Genomic DNA, 20,569 nt, shown 5'->3' on the forward strand with positions numbered 1-20,569 from the left:
TCAGGCTCGCATCGCTTCGCTACTGTCGAAGCAGCATGCGGCCGGAGGCGGCCTCGAAATGCGACAGGCGCGAGAGGAAGGTCATGCCCAGCAGGCTCGCGCCCAGCGCGCCGCGATCGGCGACATAGGCGTCGACATTGTCGAGCGCGATCGCGCCGAGCCGCATCTGGCGCAGCCGCACGCGCGCCATGCGCGAGACGCCATTGGCGGTCTGCGCCGAGAATTTGAAGTCGCCCGGCCCGGGATAGAAGCCGGCGGCCGCGGCGTCGTCATAGGAGAGCACCACCGAGCTCGCGCCGGTGTCGACCAGCATGTGCACGGGCGCGCCATTGACCTCGACCTCGGTCGCATATTGCCCGAGGCGATCGGCGGCGATCGTCGCCTCGCCGCGAAACGGCGTCGGCGCGGCGTAGGAGGCGCTGGGCGCGCGCATCGGCTGCGCGATCTGCGCCTCCGGGGACTTGCTGCGAGCGCGGGAGACGAATTGCATCGACAGCTGCGCGATGACGACCGCCGCGATGACGGCGCCGATCGCGGTTCTCAAGACGGATGCGAGCATGACGAAAGCCTCTGGCGGAGCGCGTCGAGGCGAGGAGGCTAAGGCGCAGAGCCTGCGCCTCCTTTAAGCGGAAGCTTCGAATTCTCCGCATTCCGCGAGATTGTGTCGCGAGCCTTGGCGCTCACCGCGTCAAAACGATGTCGGCGCCGTCGAGCACCGCGTAATCGAAGCGCGCGTCGGTCACGATCGCGGAGCCGAAGCGCGCCGATGTGAGCACGGCGTGGGTGAGGTTGGCGCGGGTGAGGTCGGCGCCGTCGAAATCCGCCTCGGGCAGCTCCGCCCGCACCGGGACCATGCCCTGATTGGCCGGGTCGGCGCCGAGATCGGCGTCGACGAGCTTCGCCTTCACGAATTTGACGCCGCGTCCGCCGCCGATGATGCGCGCGCGCGTCAGATCGGCGCCGGAGAAATCGCATTTGTCGAGCAGCGCCGCATAGAGCGTCGCGCCGCGGAGATCGGCGCCGCGGAGATCGGCGTTCTGCAGATCGCTGCGGGTGAAATTCGCGCCGGCGAGGCGCGCGCCGGAGAGATCGGCGCCGGCGAGCCGCGCCGAGAAGAAATCGGCGCCGGACATATCGAGGCCATGGAGATCGGCGCCGGAGAGGTCGAGATCGGCGAAATCGGCCGCGCCCTTCTTGCCCTGCGCCAGCCGCTGCTCGATCTGCGGGCGCGTCAGCTCGGACGCGGCGGCGGCGCCGAGCATGAGCGGGAGACAGCAGCAGAGAAGGGCGAAACGCCTCGGAGCGAACATTCGTGACCTTGGCCGGAGTGGGTCGAGGGGCGAGCATCTGCCGCCGGAACGAGGCGCGCAATGGGAGAGATTTTCCGGGCCGGCAGGAAAAACCGGAAGGGACGTCAGGCCGCCGCCCGCGCCGCCGCGTCGATGCGCCGCGCCGCATCCGCCCGGCGCGGCAGTGCCTGAAGACTCTCTCTTATTGGCGCGAGAGCGTCGGCGGCGCCGATTCGAGCAGCGCCGAGAGCCGCGTCGAGACATCGGCGGCGACCTCGAGCGGCAGAGCGAAGCTCGCGCGATCGCCGTCGGGCGCGGTCAGCGTCAGCAGCACATGGTCGCCGAGCATCTCGCGGGCGAGCGTCGCCTCGCGGACCGGCGACGCCAGCACGGCCTCGACAGCGCCGCTCGCCGGCCGGCGGGCGGAAAGGCTCTTCTCGCGCAGCTCCAGCGCCGAACGCGTCAGCGAGAGAATATCGGCTGGCGTGAGAGGAATGCGGGTCGTCACGCCGTCGTCGCCGGTGCGGCTGAGGACGAAGCCCTCGCCGTCGGCGGCGAGGCTGAGGTCGAACGGCGCCTCGGACATGGGTTCTGCTCCTCGGCGCGACCATCTGCTCGCGGCTCGCCGCGCCTTTCTCCTCGAGCGATTTATGCCCAAATTCGCCTGCGGCCAAGTCCACGCGACAGTCCAGGCGACGGTCCACGCGCGCGTCCGGCGCATGTCCGAACGCCTCGCGACTGGACATCGCGCGCGAGTGACGCAATAAGGGGCCACGCAATCTCGAGGACGCTCGCGACATGTCCTACATCATTCGCTTCTTCACCTGGTGGAACAAGGCGACGCTCAGCACCGGCCTGTGGACGCTGCTCTATGGCGAGCGCGTCGGCTCGGACGAATTCGGCAATGTCTATTACCGGCGTCGGGGCGGCAAGAAGGACAAGGCGCTCGGCTTCGAGCGCCGCTGGGTGATCTACAAAGGCTATGCCGAGGGCTCGGCGACGCCGCCCGGCTGGTATGGCTGGCTCCATCACACGGTCGACACGCCGCCGACCGACGAGAAATACGAGCCGCGGGAGTGGGAGCTGCCGCATATGCCCAATCTGACCGGCACGCCCGCGGCCTATCGGCCGCCGGGATCGATTCTCGCCACGGGACGGCGCGCGCCGGCCGGCGGCGATTATCAGGCCTGGACGCCGGAAGGCTGAGCGCGACGCCGGCCAAATCGCGCGCGACCATCGATCCGCCACGCTTCTCATGCTCGTTGTCGGGCGCAAAAGGGTCGGGCGCTTCGCCCGGCTTCGAGATCGGAAGCCTTGCTCGATATGACGTTCCGCTCCAGCCTTCGCGCGATCCTGCGCCGCCTCCCGCTCGCCGGGGCCGCGGCCCTCGGCCTCTGCGCCGGCGCCGCCGCCGATCCGATCCGCCATCCGACCGCGGTCTTCGCCGGGCTCGACAAGACCACCGGCCGCATCATCAATTTCGATGTGGCCATCGACGAGACCGTGCAGTTCGGCTCGCTCCAAATCACGCCGCGCGTCTGCAACACGCGGCCGCAGACCGAGGCGCCGCAGACGACCAGCTTCGTCGAGGTCGATGATCAGGACCCGGCCAAGAACGAGGCCAAGCGCATTTTCTCCGGCTGGATGTTCGCGGCGAGCCCGGGCCTGCATGGCGTCGAGCATTCGGTCTATGACGTGTGGCTGACCGACTGCAAGGGCGGCAAGGAGATCGTGCAGGCGCCGGCTTCGGCCGAGCCTGCGGCCGCCGATCCCGCCGCCGCCACGCCCGCCCCGGTCGAGAAGAAGCGCTCGCGCTCGCGCAAGGTCGAGCCGGTTGCGCCGACGCCGATCGAGGCCGCGCCCATCGGTCCGCGCGATTCGGTCGCGCCCGAGGCGCCGATCGGCGAGGACGGCGCCGAGCCGCCGCCGGCGGCGCCGCCCGAAAAGAAGAAATCGAAAAAGAAGTCGCGAAACCAGCCGCCGCCTGCCGCGGAGCCGCGACAGAACGCGCCCTCGCCACTGTTTCCGTTCTGAGGCGCTCGCAGCGCGGACGTCAGTGCGAGCGCAAGCGAAGCAATCCAGAGCCGCCGCGCGCGGCCGAAGGATCGCGTCGCGCTCTCTGTTAAGTCAAAATCTCCAGAATATCGCGGCCGGAGAGGCGCAGTTCGTCGCGCCAGGGATCGGCGCGGGGCGGCGCAGCGAGCGCGTGCTCGAGCAGATCGTGATAGGCGTCGCGGCTGATCTCGATCGCCCCGAGCGAGGCGAGATGCGTCGTTATGAATTGTGTGTCGAGCAGGCGGAAGCCGCCGCTGCGCAGCCGCCCGACGAGATGCGCGAGCGCGACCTTGGAGGCGTCGGTCTCGCGGTGGAACATGCTCTCGCCGAAGAAAGCCGCGCGCATGGCGACGCCATAGAGCCCCCCGACCAAGGCCCCCTCTCGCCAGCATTCGACCGTATGGACGAAGCCGAGATTGAATAACTCACGGTAGAGACGGCGGATCTCGGCGTTGATCCAGGTGTTTTCGCGCTTGGGCGCCGAGGCCGCGCAGGCGTCGATGACGGCCTCGAAATCCTGGTCGATGCGCACCTCGAACCGATCGGAGCGGAGCGTCTTGGCGAGCGAGCGCGAGATCTTGAATGCGTCGAGCGGAAAGATCGCGCGCTCCTGCGGGTCGACCCAGAACAACTGGTCCTCCTCCGCGCTCTCGGCCATCGGAAACAGGCCGATCGAATAGGCGCGCAGGAGAATCTGCGGTGTGATCGCGTAGCTGGCGCTCGGGCGGGACATCTTTCAGATTGTAGCGCAATGCGCGGGAGAATCGAGAGCGTCGATGGTCATGCCTTCGTCGTCATTGCGAGCGGCGGCGAGATTGCGAGCGGCGAAGCAATCCGCGTGCGGCGGCCCTGCTTCGCTGCGCTCGCAATAACGGAAGATCAACCCTCCCCGATCACCTCGAGGAAGGTGTGCGCGTCCTCCTTGCGCTCGAACACATGGGGGGCGATGCCGCGCTTGCTCAGCGCCTCCTTCAGCTTCAGCCGCAGGAAGGCGCTGGTGGTGTAGCGCGTGGTCGTTAGATAATAGTTCTCCAGCATGTATTGGATCATCTCTGCATAGTAATCGTAGAGATGCTCGCTGATACGGAAGTTGTCGAGATTGACGACCTGATTGACGCGCTTGCCGATGGTCTGGCAGGCGTCGATCAGCATCTTGCGCAGATCATCGATGTCGCGCTTCGACCGCGCGCTCCAGCCCTCGAGATTGAGAAACTGGATGTTGCGATCGGCGTCATAGCTGACGCGATCCTGCAGATCGAGATTGAGCAGATCGGAGATGAGCCCCATGGGCTCGTCGATGAAGATCCGCTTGTCCATCGGGATCGGCTCTTTGATGATCGGCTTGAAATCCATATGCGCGAGGATGTCGCGCTCGATATCGATCCCCGGCGCGACCTCGATCAGCTCGAGTCCGTCCTTCTTCAGCTGGAACACGCAGCGCTCGGTCACATAGATCACCGGCTGCTCGCGCTTTTGCGCATATTTGCCGCTGAAGGTCACCTGCTCGACGAATTTCAGGAATTTGCGCGCCCGGCCTTCCTTGAGGACCTTCACCTGGCCGTCCTCGATGGCGACGTCCAGCCCGCCGGCGGTGAAAGTGCCGGCGAAGACCACGCTACGCGCGTTCTGGCTGATGTTGATGAAGCCGCCGCAGCCGTTGAGGCGTCCGCCGAAGCGGCTGGTGTTCACATTGCCCTGCTCGTCGCATTCGGCCATGCCGAGGCAGGTCATGTCGAGGCCGCCGCCGTCGTAGAAGTCGAACTGAGTGTTCTGGTCGATGATCGAGTCGGCGTTGGTGGCCGAGCCGAAGGAGGAGCCGGACGCCAGCACGCCGCCGATCGCCCCCGCCTCGGTGGTGAGCGTGATGAAGGGCGTGAGCTTCTCCTCATTGGCGACGGCGGCGATGCCCTCCGGCGCGCCGACGCCGAGATTGACGACGCCGTTCGGCGGCAGCTCGAAGGCGGCGCGCCGCGCGATGATCTTGCGCGCGTCGAGCGGCATTTTGGCCATGCTCTCGACCGGCACGCGGATCTCGCCGGCGAGCGCCGGATTATAGATCACGCCGTAATTCATCCGGTGCATCTCGGGCGGGTCGGCGACGACCACACAGTCGACGAGAATGCCCGGGACCTTCACGTCCTTGGGCCGGATCGAGCCGGAATCGACGATGCGCTCGACCTGGGCGATGCAGATCCCGCCATTATTGTGCGCCGCCATGGCCTGGGCCAGCACGTCGAGCGTCAGCGACTCCTTCTCCATGCTGATATTGCCGGAGGGATCGGCGCTGGTGCCGCGGATGAAGGCGACGTCGATCTTGGTGGCGGTGTAGAACAGCCACTCCTCGCCCTCGATCACGACATGCTTGACGATGTCGTCGGTGGTCACCTCATTGACGCGGCCGCCGCCGAAGCGCGGGTCCACGTAAGTGTAGAGGCCCACCTTGGAGAAGAGGCCCGGCTGGCCGGCGGCGCAGGCGCGGTAGAGCTGGGAAATGACGCCCTGCGGCAGGTTGTAGCCGAGGATCTTGTTTTCCTGCGCGGCCTGGGCGACCTTGGGCATGCGGCCGAAATTGCCGGCGATGACGCGGCGCAGCAATCCCTCGTGGTGCAGGCGGCCGGTGCCGAGCCCTTTGCTGTCGCCGGCGCCGGCGGTCATGATCAGCGTGAGGCCCTTGGGTCCTCCCGTCTCGACGAAGCGCTTCTCCAGCGCGGCGTGCAGCGCCTCGGGAATGCAGCTCTGGACGAAGCCGGTCGTGGTCAGAACGTCGTTCTCGCTGATCAGCGCAATCGCCTCGTCGGCGGTGATCACCTTGTTGTTCTTGTTCATTTCCTGCGCGTTTCCTCGTCGTCGTCCCCCCGCCCGGGCGAAGCGGAGGCGAGCTCTATTCCCCCCGTCGTCGTCTCGGGCGGCCGCCGGCTCGTTCGTTGCGATCGACACTAGAGTTCGCGTCTCTTTTTCGCAATAGCGTCGCAAGGACCCCGTCGCCGCAGGGCGGATCTCCCTCGGCGGGTCCGCGTGGAGAGGCTTCCGCCCAACAGAGTCAAGCATTAGCCCTTCGTTAAGGTTATCCCGTTAACTCTGACGCCAGCGCTATTCGTGCAGCAGCCAGTCGAGCAATCGTGTCGCTGGCGCTCCGAGCGCGTCGTTTCGGATAGGGCGAGCCGCCCAAGGCATGATGCCGCTTCCGTCGAGCCGGTGAAAAACCGGGATGCCATTCGTCACAGGTTCCACCCATCCAGGGATCGATGAGTCATGTCCAGTATTCTGACGAACTCCTCCGCCATTACCGCGCTCCAGTCGCTGCGCTCGACCCAGTCGTCGCTGGCGACGACGCAGAAGGAAATCTCTACCGGCCTCAAGATCTCCAGCGCCGCCGATAACGCCTCCACCTGGGGCATCGCGCAGACGATGAAGTCGGACCAGGGCGTGCTGTCGACGATCAGCGATTCGTTGAACGTCAGCTCCTCGGTGCTCAACATCGCCTCGACCGCGATCACCAACACCATCTCGGTCATCAACAACATCAAGTCGCAGGTCGCGCAGGCGGCGCAGCCCGGCGCCGATCTCTCCAAGATCGGCACGACGCTCGAAGGCCTCAGCAGCCAGCTCTCCAGCATCGTCGCCTCGGCCAATTTCAACGGCCTCAACCTGCTCGACGGCTCGTCCGCGACGTTCAACTCCATCGCCTCCTATTCCGACGGCAAGGGCTCTGTGGGCTCGAGCCTCAACACGATCGACCTGAACGCGACCGCGTTGATCGGCGGCGGCGGCTCCTCGCCCGCGGTGGCGGCGGGCTCCGGCATTCTCGAGACCGAGCAGGCGACCGGCGCGAGCGCCGCGACCGACTTCACCGCTCTCGACGCGAACAGCGTCTCCAGCTCGACCAGCATCGCCGACACGCTGTCGAACGCCGACAAGGCGATCGCCGACCTCACGCAATATTCCGCGCAGATCGGCGCCGTGCAGACCAGCGTCAGCGGCCAGGCGACCTTCATGAAGACGCTCAACGAGGCGCTCACGAATGGCGTCAGCTCGCTCGTCGACGCCGATATGAACGAGGCGTCGACGCGCCTGCAGGCGTTGCAGACGCAGCAGCAGCTCGGCGTGCAGTCGCTGTCGATCGCCAACCAGAACAGCCAGATGATTCTCAAGCTGTTCCAGTAAGCGAAAAGCCTCGCCTTTCCGCCGGACGGGCCGCGCCGAGAGGCGCGGCCCGTCGCGCATTCGGCTCCGACGTTCGCCATCGCGAGGCTCGCACAAGCCAAGAGCGCAAAAGTCGGATTCCGCACTGCGCCACTCCGACGAAATGCGCTCATGGACCGCTTCAATCAGCTTCGCGACAATCTGATCGGGCTCGGACCGAGAAAGCTCTCCGCTCTCGCGCTCATCTTCACGCTGGTCCTGGCGATCACCGGGCTCGGCGCCTATTACGTCTCGCGGCCCGATTTCGAGGTGCTCTATTCAGGGCTCGACCGCGAGGATGTGAGCCGCATCGGCGCCGTGCTCAAATCCTCGGGCGTCGCCTTCGACATCAATCCGGAGGGCAACGCCGTGCTCGTGCGCTACGGGCAGACGGCGCAGGCGCGCATGCTGCTCGCCGAGCGCGGCCTGCCGCAGAGCGCCAACGCCGGCTATGAGCTGTTCGACAAGGTCGGCTCGCTCGGCCTCACGTCCTTCATGCAGGAGGTGACGCGCGTGCGCGCGCTCGAGGGCGAGCTCGCGCGCACCATCCAGCTCATCCGCGGCGTCAAGGCTGCGCGCGTGCATATCGTGCTGCCCGACGAAGGCTCGTTCCGCCGCGTGCGCCAGCCGCCCTCCGCCTCGGTGGTGATTCGCACCGAGAGCCCCGACGATTCGAAAGCGGCGCAGGCGATCCGCCATCTCGTCGCCGCCTCCATTCCCGGCATGACGGTCGATCAGGTGACGGTGCTCAACACCGACGGCATGCTGCTCTCGGCCTCCGATGGCGATGCGACCGATGCGGCGCCGGCCAAGACGCTGACGCTCGAGAAGACAGTCTCCAAGGACATACAGGACAATATCCGCCGCACCCTCACCCCTTATCTGCGCCTCGCCAATTTCCAGGTCAGCGTGCGCGCGCGGATCAACACCGACCGCAAGCAGACCAATGAGACGATCTTCGATCCGGAATCGCGCGTCGAGCGTTCGGTGCGTGTGGTGAAGGAGAACTCCACCTCGCAGAACAACAGCACGAGCCAGGCCGCCAGCGTCGAGCGCAACGTCCCGCAGGAGAAGCCTCAGGCGGGCGGCGAGGGCAAGCAGTCGAACGACGAGAACAAGAAGAGCGAGGAGCTCACCAATTTCGAATTGTCCACGAAGACGGTCACCACGGTGAGCGGCGGCTACACGCTCGAGAATCTGTCGATCGCCGTTCTCGTCAATCGCGGGAGCCTCGCCGGCTCCGGCAAGGATGCGCCGAAGCCGGAGGCGCTCGAGCGCCAGCTCAAGGAGATCGAGCAGCTCGTCGCCTCCGCCGCCGGCGTGCGCAAGGACCGCGGCGACACGGTCAAAGTCTCGGCCGTCGATTTCGCCATCAACGAGAACGACCTCGCCCCGGTCGAGCCGGCGGGGTGGAGCGAGGCCCTCACCCATCAGCTCGGCTCGGTGATCAACGCCGGCGCGCTGATCCTGGTCACGCTTCTTCTCGTCTTCTTCGGCCTGCGTCCGGCCTCGCGCGCTCTGCTCGCGGAGGCGCCGGCGCCGATGGAGACGGCGCTCGCCGATGATGTCGGGCCGCCGCTGCTCGGCGCCGAGCCCTCCATCGAGCTGCCGTTCGCGCCGATGGAGATGCCGCAGTTCACGGGGCAGATGGACACAGGCCTCATCGAGGACATCGGCGGACGTGAGAAATTCAACCAGCAAAAGAAGCTCGAGCAGCTCATCGAGGCCGATGAGATGCAGGCTGCGGCGATATTGAAGCAATGGATGTATGCCGAAGGGAGCGTGTGATGGCCCGCTCCGTCGCCGATTTTCTGAGGCGCTTCGACGAGCCGCGCGTCGTCGCGCCGCTCGCGCCCGAGCCCGTCGTCATCGATGAGCCTCTGATCGAGGCGGAGGAGACGGAGCCGCGGGAGCCGATCGTCGAGCTCACCGACGAGCTGCGCGACCAGCTCGTCGAGGAAGGACGCGCCGCCGCCAAGGAAGAATGCGAGGAGCTGATCGCGCGCGAGCGGGCGGCGTCGCTGCTGCGACTCGAGACCGAGCGGCGCAGCTGGGCGCGCGAGGAGGGAGAACGGCTCGGCGAGCAGTTCCGGTCCGCCTTCGATCGCTTCGTCGAGGAGACCGGCGCCGATGTCGGGCGCGTGCTCGAGCCCTTCGTGACCGGCGAGGTGCGCGAGCGCATGGTCGAGGCGCTCGTCGATCGCCTGCGCGTCATGATCGCCGACCGCGAACATCCGGTCGTGCGCCTCTGCGGGCCGACCGATCTGCTCGACTCGTTGTGCGAGAAGCTCGGCGGCGAAGGCGTCGCGACGCGCATCGAGGATGTTGGCGGCGTCGACGTCCGCGCGCGTCTCGACGCCACGACGATCGAGACGAGCCTCGAGGATTGGATGCGGGAGCTGCACGACGAGGATGGCGCGCAATGAGCGAGGAAAAAGAAGCCGAGATCATCTTCATCCGCAAGAACCACGGCGATCATGAAGAGGGACATCACGGCGGCGCCTGGAAAATCGCTTTCGCCGACTTCATGACCGCGATGATGGCCTTTTTTCTGGTGATGTGGATCATCAATTCCACGTCGAAGGAGACCAAGGCGGCGATCGTCCAATATTTCAATCCGGTGCAGCTCGTCGATTCCAATCCCGCGCACAAGGGACTGCGCGATCCCAAGGATGGAGGGCAGGGCAAGAGCGAGAAGCCGACGGCCGCAACGCAGAAAGAACATTCGGGGGCCGCCCCCGAGAGCGACAAGGACGCGCCGCAGCGCGAGGCGGCGTTGCTCTTCGATCCGATCACGACGCTCGACGAGATCGCCGGTCCCGGCAACACGAAAGAGGGCCAGACGGAGCAGGCGCCGCCGATCTTCGGCGATCCCTTCGACCGCAGCGGGCGTGGCGTCGGCTATGTCGAGCCGCATGTCGAGGAGAGCGGCTCGCCCGACAAGGCGAGCGAGACGGAGCGGGCCGAGGAGCGCGCCAAGCCGGCGTCCTCGACGCCGCCGACGAGCGCCAAGACGATGACGCGCCAGCAGCGGCAGGCGGCGGCGACAGCCGCGGCCGACGAGAAGGCCAAAGCCGAGGAGAAGGCCAAGGCGGAAGCCGCGCAGCTCGCCGCGACGCGCGCCGCGGTCGACAGAATCGCCAAAGCGGAAAGCGCGAATGCGCAGCCGGGTCCGCATGTCGAGGTGACCGAGACCGCGGAAGGATTGCTGATCAGCCTCACCGACGACGCGAATTTCTCCATGTTCGCGATCGGCTCGGTGAAGCCGAAGCCGCAGCTCGTGCGCATCGTCGGCCAGATCGCCGGCGTGCTCGCCAAGCAGCCCGGAGAGGTCGAGCTGCGCGGCCATACGGACGCGCGATCCTATAAATCCAAGGTCTACGACAATTGGCGCCTCTCGGCCGATCGCGCCAACATGGCCTATTACATGCTGCTGCGCGGCGGCCTCGCCGAGAAGCGCGTCGTCAAGATCGCCGGCTACGCCGACCGCAATCTGAAGGCGCAGAAGGAGCCGCTCGCCGCCGTCAATCGACGCATCGAAATTCTCGTGCGCAAAGGCGGGGCGTGATGCGCGCCGCGTTGGGTCTCGCCGCGGCGCTGTCGCTGTGGAGCGGCGTCGTCTGCGCGCAGGCCGACGAGTTCGTCGATCTGGTGCGCAAGCTCACCGGCCTGCAGGACGGCATGGCGCGCGGCGCGGCGACCGCGCGCGCCGCGATACCGGCGCAGGTCGAGCGCATACAGACGGCGATCGCGACGGCCGAGGCCGACAGTTGGAAGGAGCGCGCCAACGGCCGCGCGGCGGCGACCTATCTCCTCGGCGGCGGCTCGCCGCGCGCCATTCGCAAGATCTTCGACGCGAATCTCTTCTCTGATGCGGACCGGCCGCTCATCGACGCCAGCCTCGCTTATGCGGAAGGGCGCAGCCGCGACGCCATGCCGATGTTCGCGCAGATCGATCCGAAGGAGCAGCCGGCGACGCTCGGCGGCCATCTCGCTCTGGTGCGCGGCGGGTTGTTGATCGGCTCCGACAATGCGCGGGCGCGCGAGCTGCTCGATCTCGCGCGACTGCTCATGCCGAGCTCGCTCGTCGAGGAGGCGGCGCTGCGGCGCGAGGTCGCGGTCGTCGATCCGCTGCAGGACGCCGCCAAATTCCTTTTGCTGGCGCGCCGATATGTGGCGCAATATTCGCGCTCGCCCTTCGCGCGCAATTTCTGGGGCGAGGCGCGCGCGGCGACGATTCGCGTCGCATTGGACATCCCCGAGCGGCAGCTGGGCGAATTTCTGGCGCTGTTCGACGCGACGCCGGCTGCGACACGCTTCGATCTCCATATGACCATCGCGCAGAACGCCATCCTGCATGGACGCCCTGCGCTCGCGGCTCTCGAGACCGATCGCGCCGCGACGCTCGCCGACACCCATCAGGCCAAGGCGCGCGTCGCGCTCAACCGCGCGGCGCTGACGGCGCTCGGCGGCGATTTCGAAGCGGCGGCGAGCGAGTTCGCCGCGCTCGACGTCAGCTCTCTCGAGCGCGGCGACAAGGAGCTGCGCGCGGTCGTCGCCGGCGCGATCGATCATTTGCGGCTCTCACCGGAGGCCGCCGAAAAGACGATGTCCGCGCGCGACGAGCTGCCCGTCGAGCGAGCGGCGCGCCAGGCCCTCGACGATTCCGAAATACTGCTGCAAAAGACGGTGCAAAAATGAATCTCGCTTCGTTGCTGTCGAGCGTCGCCGCCGATCAGCTCATGCGCGCTCGCGCATCCGGCTCGCCGCGCGGCGTTCTCGACGACAGCGCAGCGAGCGCATCCGACTTCGGCGCCGTGCTCTCCGGGCTCGATGAGACGGCGGGCGCCGCCGAGCCGCAGGCGCCCGCCGCACGGATCGACGGCGAAACGGAGGAGGGCGCCTCCGATGAGCCGATCGCCGCAAAGGACGCCGATCCGCCGGCCGCCGAGGCGGCGCCGACGTCTCCGCCGCTTGCGCTAGAGAGCGCGGGCGATCTCTCTTTTGTCTCGAGCGTGCTGGCGCCGACCTTCGCGCCGCCGCCGCCTGCCGCCGAACGGGACGCTCCGGCCTCGGCCTCGGCCTCCGCTTCCGCGGCCGAGACGCCGTCCCGTCGGTCCGCGCCCGCAGAGAAGACCGCTTACGCTTCGGTGTACGCATCCACATCCACATCCACATTCGCATCCGCCCGCGTCGAGCCGACGCCGCTCGCCGACGCCGAGGACTCGACGGCGCCCGCGCGCTTCGCGCCGCCCTCACGGCGAGAGGGCGCGCGCGCGACCCATGCGGACCCATCGGCGCCCGCATCCGAGACGCCGAGCACCGGCGAACCGCCCGCCGCTCGCTCCGTCCCTAGCGCGACAGTGGCCCGGAGCGCCGAGGCGAAGCCGCGTCAGGCGAAGCTCGAGGCCTCCGCCGTCGCCGCCGCGCCGCAGGGCCGCGCGACGACCGAAACGGCGCCGAGCTCCCGCGCCGCCGCCGCGCCCGTGGCCACGACGCGGCCCAGCGCCGCTTCGTCGGCGGCGAAGCCAAAGCAGAGCGCTGCTTCCGCGCCGAACCGAGTCGAGCAGAGCGTCCCCCCGACTCCGATCGCCGCCGCGACGCCGGCCGTCGAATCGGATCGTCCTGCGTCCACTGCGCGCGTCCGTTCGGCTCTCGCCGAGACGACCGCCCGCCCCGTCTCGGCGACGCCGAGCGCCAGGGCGACGGCCGCGGCCGTCGCGCCTGTCGCCGAGCGCTTCGCCGCGAGCGCGTCATCTTCCGCCGGGCGAACTCTTCCCGGCGTCACGGTCGTCGAGAATGCGTCGCCGAGCGCGGCCGCCCTCGAAACCTCGAACGTCGCCGCACCGTCCACGTCGCAGCGAGCGGGTCGCTCGACATCCACGGTCGCTCCCGCATCGGCGAACCCCGAACTCGTCGTGGCGTCGGCGCCGCGTGAAACGGAGGTCCGGACAGCATCCCCGACGCCGCCGCTCACGGTGGCGAGCGACGAGAGAGCCGAGCGGACGCCCGTGGTCGCATCATCAAAGGGATCGAGCATCGACGAGACGGCGCGCGCGAGCGCCCCCGTCGAGTCGCCGCCCGTCCCGTTCGAGGCTCCCGAAACGAGCGCGCCCTCCGCGGCGCCGGACTCGGCGCAGCCCTCTGCGCCGGAGCTGGACAAATTCGCGAGCGCCACGCAGCGCGTCGAGTCGCAGCGGGCGGTCGAGAACGGAACGCGCCCCGCTGAACGGCTTACCGCGCCGAGCGCCGCCGCTTCGTCCCTCAGCGCCCTGCAGGCCGGCGCGGACCGTCCGGTTTCCACGTCCCTCGATTCGCTGATCGCGACAGGCTCCGCCGTGGTCGCCGGGGCCGCGTCGGAGCCAGCCAGCGCGCCCGCGCCGAGCGCCGCGTCGTCCCGCAGCGCCCCGCCGGCCGGCGCGGACCATCCGGCTTCCACGTCCCTCGCCTCGACGGCGCGCTCCGACGCGGCCCCGGCGACCATGGCGGCGCCTCTCGCGATCAGCGACGTTCCGAGCGCGAGCGCGCCCGCGCCGAGCGCCTCCGCTGCGTCCCGCAGCGCCCAGCCCGCCGGCGCGGACCGTCCGGCTTCCACGTCCCTCGCCTCGACGGTTCGCTCCGACGCGGTCCCGGCGACCACGGCGGAGCCTGTCGCGATCAGCGACGTTCCGAGCGCGCCCGCGCCGAGCGCCGCCGCTACTTCCCGCAGCGCCCCGCCCGCCGGCGCGGATCGTCAGGTTTCCACGTCCCTCGCCTCGACGGCTGGCTCTGACGCGCCTCCGGCGACCACGGCGGGGTCTATCGCGATCAGCGACGTTCCGAGCGCGCCCGCGCCGAGCGCCGCTTCATCCCGCAGCGCCCCGCCGGCCGGCGGGGATCGTCCGGCCTCCACGTCCCTTGCCTCGACGGCTGGTTCTGACGCCGCCCCGGCGCCCACGGCGGAGCCGGTCGCGGTCAGCGAGGCTCCGCGGACAACCGCGGCGAGCGACGTTCCTTCGTCCCGCGGCGCGCCCTCCGGGGCGGATCGTTCCGTTTCCGCGTCCACTCCCACGTCGGCCTGGTCCGACGCCGCCCCGGCGCCCACGGCGGAGCCGGTCGCGGCCAGCGAGGCTCCGTGGACAACCGCGGCGAGCGACGTTCCTTCGTCCCGCGGCGCGCCCTCCGGGGCGGATCGTTCCGTTTCCGCGTCCACTCCCGCGCCGGCCTGGTCCGCCGCCGCCCCGGCGCCCACGGCGGAGCCGGTCGCGGTCAGCGAGGCTCCGCGGACAACCGCAGCGAGCGACGTTCCTTCGTCCCGCGGCGCGCCCCCCGGGACGGATCGTTCCCTTTCCGCATCCACTTCCGCGCCGGCCTGGTCCGACGCCGCCCCGGCGCCCACGGCGGAGCCGGTCGCGGTCAGCGAGGCTCCGCGCACAACCGCGGCGAGCGACGTTCCTTCGTCCCGCGGCGCGCCCTCCGGGGCGGATCGTTCCGTTTCCGCGTCCACTCCCACGTCGGCCTGGTCCGACGCCGCCCCGGCGCCCACGGCGGAGCCGGTCGCGGCCAGCGAGGCTCCGCGCACAACCGTGGCGAGCGACGTTCCTTCGTCCCGCGGCGCGCCCTCCGGGGCGGATCGTTCCGTTTCCGCGTCCACTCCCACGCCGGCCTGGTCCGACGCCGCCCCGGCGCCCACGGCGGAGCTGGTCGCGGCCAGCGAGGCTCCGCGCGCAACCGCAGCGAGCGACGTTCCTTCGTCCCGCGGCGCGCCCTCCGGCGCGGAACGCGTCGCTACCGTCCCCGTCGCCTCGACGGCTCGGATTGACGCCGCGCCTCCGAGCACGGTGGAGCCTGTCATGGTCCGGCAGGCCCCGATCTCCACCGCGCCGAGCGCGGCTTCGTCGTCCAGCGTGTCGCCCTCCGGCGCGGATCGTCCTGTTTCCGTGTCCATCGTTCGGTCCGAGACTGTGAGCGCGGCGCAGCCGGCAGCGGTTCGAGAGGCTGCGAGCACGCCGGCGCAGGCTCCTCGACCGGATCGCGCCGAAGCGCCATCGACGGCTCGCACTGCTGCAATCACCCCGGCCGCCGAGCCCAGCTACGCCGCCGAGGCGCCGCAGGAGCCGCCGGCTTCCGTCGACGCATCGTCGATTCGGGCCGCCGATCCGCCGATCCGAACGGAGACCAGCCGCCCGCGAGCGTCGGCCACGAGCTCGTCCGACATGCCGCCGAACGAGGACGCCCCGAAGACGAGCGCGACTCCGGCGCGCATTCCGGCCGAGCGTGACACCCCGCTCGCGGCCTCGATCGACTCGAAGCTTCCGCAACCGCCTGCCGCGACCAGCGAGCAGCCGAGACTTTCCGACCGGCCCGTCGCCACCGATTTCCGGTCAGCCTCGCGTTCCTCGACTTCGCCGACGGTCGACGCGAGCGCCACGCCGAACGTCGATGTTACGCCTGCCGCGACGCGAGCGGCTGCGCCAGCCGAAATGCGAGCGCCCTCCGCGCCAGAGTCGGCCGTCCTCGCCGAAGCTTCGCCGCCAGCTGCCGAGGTCCCGTCGGCGCCGCGGGCGACCTTCGTCTCGAGGACGTCGCAACAGACCGCCGCAGCTGCGCCGCAGACGCAGGCAAAAGGTGCGGCGGAGACGATTTCTTCCGCGCCCCTCGATTCTTCCGCGCTACCAGAGCCGGTCGTCGAAGCGGCGGCCGCCGTTCCGCGGCAGTCGGCGGCTCCAGTTGTGAATCGCTCTGCCATCGTCGACTCCGGCGCAGCGTTCGAGAGCCGTCCTGCGACGGTTGTGGAGAGCGCTCGTCCCGCGGCGAACCCGGCTGTCGCCGCGGCTCCGACCGCAGGGGCGCCAGCGAATGTGACGACCGAAGCGTCGGCTCCCGCCGCGCGCGAGGCGACGATCGATGTCGCGCCGCCGAGCGCTCCGCTGTCCGGTTCCGTGTCGAGCCCGGAGCCGCGCGCAACCGCGCCGCAGTCCGGAGAGAGCGCGCCGGCGAGCGAATTGCCGGCTCGTTCCACGGCCTCGCCACTGTGGCAGAATGCGACCGCCTCCGTCTCGTCGCAGAATGCGCCGGCCGGGCCTTCCATGACCGCGGCGCCTTCTGCGGCCGTTGAGCCCGAAGCTCACACCGGCTCGACCGTGTTGGCGTCGACTCCCCGCCAGAGCGCCGCGCCTTCGACTATTTCCGAGGCGCGCCCCTCCGAGCCGGCCGCAACAATGTCCCGCGCGACCGCCGAGGCGCGGCCTGGGATCGACAGCGCCGCGCCGAGCGCCGTCGCCGCGTCGTCCACGGTCGTTCCTCCTTCCGTAGAGGTCCGCGCTTCTTCCGCGCCGGCTGAGAGCGCGCCGCCCGTTGTCGATCGCTCGCGACCTGTCGCCGCCGTTTCTCCGACAGCCACCGCCGCCGCCGTCGAGGCCGGGGATGCGGAGGCGACGATCGCCGCAGCGCGCACGCCTTCCAGCCGCGTCGATCCGCCGGCCATTGCGTCACGGCCGGCTGCGTCGTCGCAGGTCGATGTGACGAAGCAGGCGGAGCCTTCGGCCGCCGCGACGCCTCCGGCGGAGGTCGCTTCCATCGACGGGGCTCAGCCATCCGCCGCGCCCGAGCGATCAACCGCCACCACGCCCGCCCCGGCGGCTCCCCAGGCGACCCCCGCCCCGGCGGTTCCCCAGGCGCAGCCGAGCCAATCGCAGTCGAGCCGCGACGCCGAACCGGCGTCGCCCGTCGCTGCGGAAACCGTTCGACCGCGCGCCGCCGCTCTTGCCCAGCCGAAGGCCGAGGTGACGGAGCCTGCCACGGCGAACGCGGCGCCTCTCGTCGAGGCCGCCGCGACGCCGGCGTCGGCCAAAGCGAGCGACCCTGTCGCGAGTCCCGCGTCGGTCTCGTCTCCCTCCGCAACGGCGAGCGCGCCGGCGGCGACCGAGCCTGTCCATGACGACGGGCTGCTCGCGCTGCTGCGCTCGATCCCGGCCGGCCGGCTCGCAGCTCCCTCCACCGTCGCGCGACCGCAGAGCCGGGAGGATGCTTCGCGCTCCGCACGTCCTGCGGGCTCGGCCGGCGAGGCGGCGCGATCCTTCGACCTCGCCGCGGCGATTCCGTCGCTGATCAGCGACGCGCCACGGCCGTCCTCCGCCGCGAGCCCCGTCCTCGATCTGCCGCGCAGCGATGCGCCCGACGCCGACGACACGACATCGGCGCCGCCCCTCGAGGCCGCGGACTTCGCCGCGGTCTCCTCGACATCCCAGCCATCGGCCTCGCCGTCGCCCCGGCTGACCGAAGCGACTGGCGTGGCGTGGACGCTTCCCGCCGCGCTCGCCGCGTCGCGGTCCGTTCCTGCGTCCGCGGAGGTCGAAAGCTCGCCCGATGCGACGCCGAAAGAGGAGATCGTCGCTACGCCGCTCGGCCGCGTCGATCTCTCGGCGCCGACCGCGCAACCCGCTCCGGCGATGGCGGCGCTGCTGGTCCCGCAAGCGCGCAGCCTGCTCGCACAGGATCAAAGCGGGGCAGCGCCGGCGACAGCGACGCGGCGCGCCGCCGACGCCGCGCCGCGCGCAACGTCGAATGTCGTCAAGTCGATGACGATCGAGCTCGCGCCGGAATCGCTCGGCGCCGTCGTCGTGAAGATGAAGCTCGTGCATTCCGGCGTCGAGATGAAGATCAGCGTGCGCTCGTCGGAAGCGTTGAACGAGCTCGAATCCTCGCGCGACGCTCTGGTCGCGGCGATGCGGTCGGCCGGCTGCGCCATCGACGGCTGCACGATCCAAATCGCTGCGCCGGCCGCGGACGGCGCGCAAGCGCAGGCCGCTGGACAGAGTTTCGACTCGTCCGCCAATGGCGCGAATAGCGAGCGACGCGACGTCGCAGGAGAAGGAGCGGGCGATGGCCAGGGGACCGGCGGACGACGACGCGAGAGCGAGCGCGACGACGGCGCGGCGGAGAGCGTGGCTCGGCGTTCTGTCGATCGTCGCAGCGGCGGCGTCTATCTCTGACTCGCGCGCCGCCGGCGCGCCGCCACAGAACATCTGCGAGCGCGAGATGATCCATGCGGCCAATGAGAACGCCGTGCCGCTCGCCGTGCTCTACGCCGTGGCGTTGACCGAGACCGGCCAGAGAGGCGCGCTCAACGCCTATGCGATGAATGTGCAGGGGCGCGCCGTGTTCAGCGCCGATCTGCGCGAGGCGCTGGAGCGCTTCGCGATGGCGCGGCGCGGCGGCGCCGTGCTGATCGACATCGGCTGCATGCAGGTCAATCACCATTATCACGGCGCTAAATTCGCGTCGGTGGAGGCGATGTTCGATCCGCGCCTCAATGTCGGCTATGCCGCTAAGTTCTTAAAGGCGCTGCGCGCCAGCGAAGGCAGCTGGACCAGCGCGGTCGCGCGCTATCATGCGGGTCCCGGCAATGCGCCGGCGCAGAAGACCTATGTATGCGCGGTGATCGCCAATATGGTGGCGAGCGGCTTCGGCTCCTGGACCGACGCGGCGCGAGATTTTTGTCGCCCGCGCGACCGCGCGGCGGCGCGTTGAACGAGAGCGAGCCCTAAGGCTAGAGGTCTGCTTCATCGACGCCGATGGGATCCAAAGAGCGAGCCTTCGGGCTCGCTCTTTGGACATTCGATTCGATCCTTGTCAGGGCCGGCGCCTCTCCGCGCGCGAGCGACCCGCCGCCTGATAGAGATAGCCCGAAAAGGCGTCGAACATCTTGCGCATCTGCGACGGCCTGTAGGGAAAGACGTCGACGGGGTCCATGTCGTGGACGAGCAGCGTGTGATCGGCGCGAAACACCGCGAGCTCGCCCGAAAGGGTCTCCGCGCAATCGACGCCGAAATAAGCGAGGCCGACGCGATCGATCAGCGCGTCGAACGTCTGCGCATGGCGTATGGCGAACTCCGTGTCGAAGGTCGCGAAGAACTGCTCCTCCTCCGCCCGGCTCGCAGCGTCGGCCTGCATGCGCGCGTCGACATGCGAGGCGTTCCAGCCGTCGGAGACGGCGAGATGGCAGGCGTAGGCGCGGCGATCGACGAAGATCACCCGGATCTTGCGATAGCGGTCGTCGGCGCCGCGGCAGTCGATGAAGGGCGCGACGCGGAACTGGGGGTCGTGGCGCCGCGCCAGCAAGGCGCCGAGCGCGTCTGGCCCGTCGATCTTCTCGGGCTCCCATTCGGCCGGAGCGACCGGCTTGACGACGAGCGGAAAGCAGCTGTCGCCGGGCGCGGCGAGCTGGTCGCGTCGCCGGCGCTCGAACAAGGGCGTGCGCAGCCCCGGCACATCGCGCAAATGATCGCCGAGATCGTCGGGCTCCAGCATCGACACGCGCGCCGGCAGATTGACCACCGGCGCCGGCCAGAATCGCAGGCGCTCCTCGAGGTCGGCGAGCAGACGTCGATTGCTCGGCGTCGCGGCGATGGCGACGAAGGCGAGATCATGATCGGGCAGATCATGGGGCAACGCGCGGCCCGGCAGCGCATAGGCCATGGTCAGCGCGATGTCGGAGCCCTCGAGCAGGAACTCGAGCGGCGTGTTGGCGCCGATATCGGCCGCGGCGAAGAAGGCGAGCACGCGCAGCCGTGGATTGGCGCCGCAGCAGGTGCTGTGGAACACGCGTTGCTGGCTCAGCGCCAGCGCCTGACGCTCGAGGCCGATGACGACATCGCCGTTGAGCTGATCGATGACAGAGAGATCCATCAGCGCGCCCGCATGTGACGGGTCACGCTCGCACATGCCGCGCAGCCGTCCGGCGATGCGGCCGAGATCGACGCCGGCGAAAGCCAGGCGCGTCAATTTCGCAAGACCGATCGGCAGAGCGTTGCGTTGGACCGAGGCATCGTCGACACGCATCGAATTCACCATCTAGAGGGTCGCCTCGACCCGAATGACGCTTGACGCGCACATTGCTATCTTTCAAACATTTCCCGAAGCTTGTCGTCTCTCGCGGCGCCGATTTCTCTCGTCTTCGATTTGCGCTATCCATTCAATGATCGACCGATTCGGGAGATGATCGCATGCGCAATGGGACGACACCGCGAACCGACGCTGCGCGACGCGCGCCATCCGCGCCG

Annotated in this window: 20 protein-coding genes; 9 read left to right on the forward strand and 11 right to left on the reverse strand. The window is 69.2% G+C overall.

Features of this window, described 5'->3' with window-relative positions; genetic code table 11:
• Positions 1 to 19 precede the first annotated feature (19 nt).
• From CQW49_RS18655 to CQW49_RS18665, 3 genes are all read right to left on the reverse strand, one after another.
• On the reverse strand, positions 20 to 559 hold the full coding sequence (locus CQW49_RS18655; protein WP_004448534.1) for a retropepsin-like aspartic protease family protein: 540 nt from the start codon (positions 557 to 559) through the stop codon (positions 20 to 22).
• A 121-nt stretch (positions 560 to 680) separates the two neighbouring features.
• A complete protein-coding gene (locus CQW49_RS18660; protein ID WP_004448533.1) occupies positions 681 to 1,310 on the reverse strand; it encodes a pentapeptide repeat-containing protein in 630 nt (209 codons plus the stop codon).
• A gap of 181 nt (positions 1,311 to 1,491) precedes the next feature.
• Complete coding sequence (locus CQW49_RS18665; RefSeq protein ID WP_004448532.1) at positions 1,492 to 1,875, reverse strand: hypothetical protein; 384 nt, start codon at positions 1,873 to 1,875, stop codon at positions 1,492 to 1,494.
• Positions 1,876 to 2,087: 212 nt separating this feature from the next.
• Between CQW49_RS18665 and CQW49_RS18675 the strand changes: the two genes are divergently transcribed.
• Together CQW49_RS18675 and CQW49_RS18680 are read left to right on the forward strand one after the other, a co-directional pair.
• The gene (locus CQW49_RS18675) at positions 2,088 to 2,495 is read left to right on the forward strand and encodes an NADH:ubiquinone oxidoreductase subunit NDUFA12 (RefSeq protein ID WP_004448531.1); all 408 of its coding nucleotides are present in this window, start codon (positions 2,088 to 2,090) and stop codon (positions 2,493 to 2,495) included.
• Positions 2,496 to 2,612: 117 nt separating this feature from the next.
• On the forward strand, positions 2,613 to 3,323 hold the full coding sequence (locus tag CQW49_RS18680; RefSeq protein ID WP_003614231.1) for a DUF2155 domain-containing protein: 711 nt from the start codon (positions 2,613 to 2,615) through the stop codon (positions 3,321 to 3,323).
• 88 nt (positions 3,324 to 3,411) lie between these two features.
• Here the strand turns inward: CQW49_RS18680 and aat are convergent, their stop codons facing one another.
• Both aat and CQW49_RS18690 read right to left on the reverse strand, forming a co-directional pair.
• Complete coding sequence (gene aat, locus CQW49_RS18685) at positions 3,412 to 4,077, reverse strand: leucyl/phenylalanyl-tRNA--protein transferase (protein WP_003614230.1); 666 nt, start codon at positions 4,075 to 4,077, stop codon at positions 3,412 to 3,414.
• Between the two features lie 146 nt (positions 4,078 to 4,223).
• Positions 4,224 to 6,170 (reverse strand): acyl CoA:acetate/3-ketoacid CoA transferase, encoded by a 1,947-nt coding sequence (locus tag CQW49_RS18690; protein ID WP_003614229.1) that lies wholly within the window; start codon positions 6,168 to 6,170, stop codon positions 4,224 to 4,226.
• Between the two features lie 426 nt (positions 6,171 to 6,596).
• Between CQW49_RS18690 and CQW49_RS18695 the strand changes: the two genes are divergently transcribed.
• The 5 genes from CQW49_RS18695 to CQW49_RS18715 all read left to right on the forward strand — a co-directional run bounded on the left by CQW49_RS18695 (position 6,597) and on the right by CQW49_RS18715 (position 12,227).
• A complete protein-coding gene (locus CQW49_RS18695; protein WP_003614227.1) occupies positions 6,597 to 7,508 on the forward strand; it encodes a flagellin N-terminal helical domain-containing protein in 912 nt (303 codons plus the stop codon).
• Positions 7,509 to 7,658: 150 nt separating this feature from the next.
• The gene (fliF, locus tag CQW49_RS18700; RefSeq protein WP_003614226.1) at positions 7,659 to 9,314 is read left to right on the forward strand and encodes a flagellar basal-body MS-ring/collar protein FliF; all 1,656 of its coding nucleotides are present in this window, start codon (positions 7,659 to 7,661) and stop codon (positions 9,312 to 9,314) included.
• A complete protein-coding gene (locus CQW49_RS18705; protein ID WP_003614225.1) occupies positions 9,314 to 9,952 on the forward strand; it encodes a hypothetical protein in 639 nt (212 codons plus the stop codon). The genes fliF and CQW49_RS18705 overlap by 1 nt, the downstream gene beginning before the upstream one ends.
• A complete protein-coding gene (locus tag CQW49_RS18710) occupies positions 9,949 to 11,094 on the forward strand; it encodes a flagellar motor protein MotB (RefSeq protein WP_003614224.1) in 1,146 nt (381 codons plus the stop codon). Before CQW49_RS18705 ends, CQW49_RS18710 begins: the two co-directional genes overlap by 4 nt.
• The gene (locus CQW49_RS18715) at positions 11,094 to 12,227 is read left to right on the forward strand and encodes a hypothetical protein (protein WP_003614222.1); all 1,134 of its coding nucleotides are present in this window, start codon (positions 11,094 to 11,096) and stop codon (positions 12,225 to 12,227) included. Before CQW49_RS18710 ends, CQW49_RS18715 begins: the two co-directional genes overlap by 1 nt.
• Positions 12,228 to 12,918: 691 nt before the next feature.
• Here the strand turns inward: CQW49_RS18715 and CQW49_RS18725 are convergent.
• The 5 genes from CQW49_RS18725 to CQW49_RS24775 form a co-directional block, all read right to left on the reverse strand.
• Positions 12,919 to 14,121, reverse strand: coding sequence for a hypothetical protein (locus CQW49_RS18725; protein WP_155931236.1), 1,203 nt, complete (start codon positions 14,119 to 14,121; stop codon positions 12,919 to 12,921).
• A 138-nt stretch (positions 14,122 to 14,259) separates the two neighbouring features.
• Complete coding sequence (locus tag CQW49_RS18730) at positions 14,260 to 15,453, reverse strand: hypothetical protein (protein WP_024749493.1); 1,194 nt, start codon at positions 15,451 to 15,453, stop codon at positions 14,260 to 14,262.
• Between the two features lie 144 nt (positions 15,454 to 15,597).
• Positions 15,598 to 16,596 (reverse strand): hypothetical protein, encoded by a 999-nt coding sequence (locus CQW49_RS18735; protein ID WP_003613382.1) that lies wholly within the window; start codon positions 16,594 to 16,596, stop codon positions 15,598 to 15,600.
• 36 nt (positions 16,597 to 16,632) lie between these two features.
• Entirely contained in the window at positions 16,633 to 17,085 is a 453-nt protein-coding gene (locus CQW49_RS18740) for a hypothetical protein (RefSeq protein WP_024749492.1), read from the reverse strand.
• Positions 17,086 to 17,094: 9 nt separating this feature from the next.
• Positions 17,095 to 17,307: a hypothetical protein gene (locus tag CQW49_RS24775; protein WP_155931235.1), complete on the reverse strand. Its 213-nt coding sequence runs from the start codon at positions 17,305 to 17,307 to the stop codon at positions 17,095 to 17,097.
• On the opposite strand from CQW49_RS24775, the gene CQW49_RS18745 reads away from it, so the two are divergent.
• Both CQW49_RS18745 and CQW49_RS18750 read left to right on the forward strand, forming a co-directional pair.
• Entirely contained in the window at positions 17,291 to 18,499 is a 1,209-nt protein-coding gene (locus tag CQW49_RS18745; RefSeq protein WP_155931234.1) for a flagellar hook-length control protein FliK, read from the forward strand. The two genes, CQW49_RS24775 and CQW49_RS18745, sit on opposite strands and share 17 nt — an antisense overlap.
• Positions 18,500 to 18,545: 46 nt before the next feature.
• On the forward strand, positions 18,546 to 19,037 hold the full coding sequence (locus CQW49_RS18750; RefSeq protein WP_003613379.1) for a transglycosylase SLT domain-containing protein: 492 nt from the start codon (positions 18,546 to 18,548) through the stop codon (positions 19,035 to 19,037).
• Between the two features lie 102 nt (positions 19,038 to 19,139).
• On the opposite strand, the gene CQW49_RS18755 is transcribed toward CQW49_RS18750, so the two are convergent.
• Entirely contained in the window at positions 19,140 to 20,348 is a 1,209-nt protein-coding gene (locus CQW49_RS18755; protein ID WP_040566872.1) for an ATP-grasp domain-containing protein, read from the reverse strand.
• Positions 20,349 to 20,569 lie beyond the last annotated feature (221 nt).

The sequence above is a fragment of the Methylosinus trichosporium OB3b genome, assembly GCF_002752655.1.
In the GTDB taxonomy this organism is placed as follows: domain Bacteria; phylum Pseudomonadota; class Alphaproteobacteria; order Rhizobiales; family Beijerinckiaceae; genus Methylosinus; species Methylosinus trichosporium.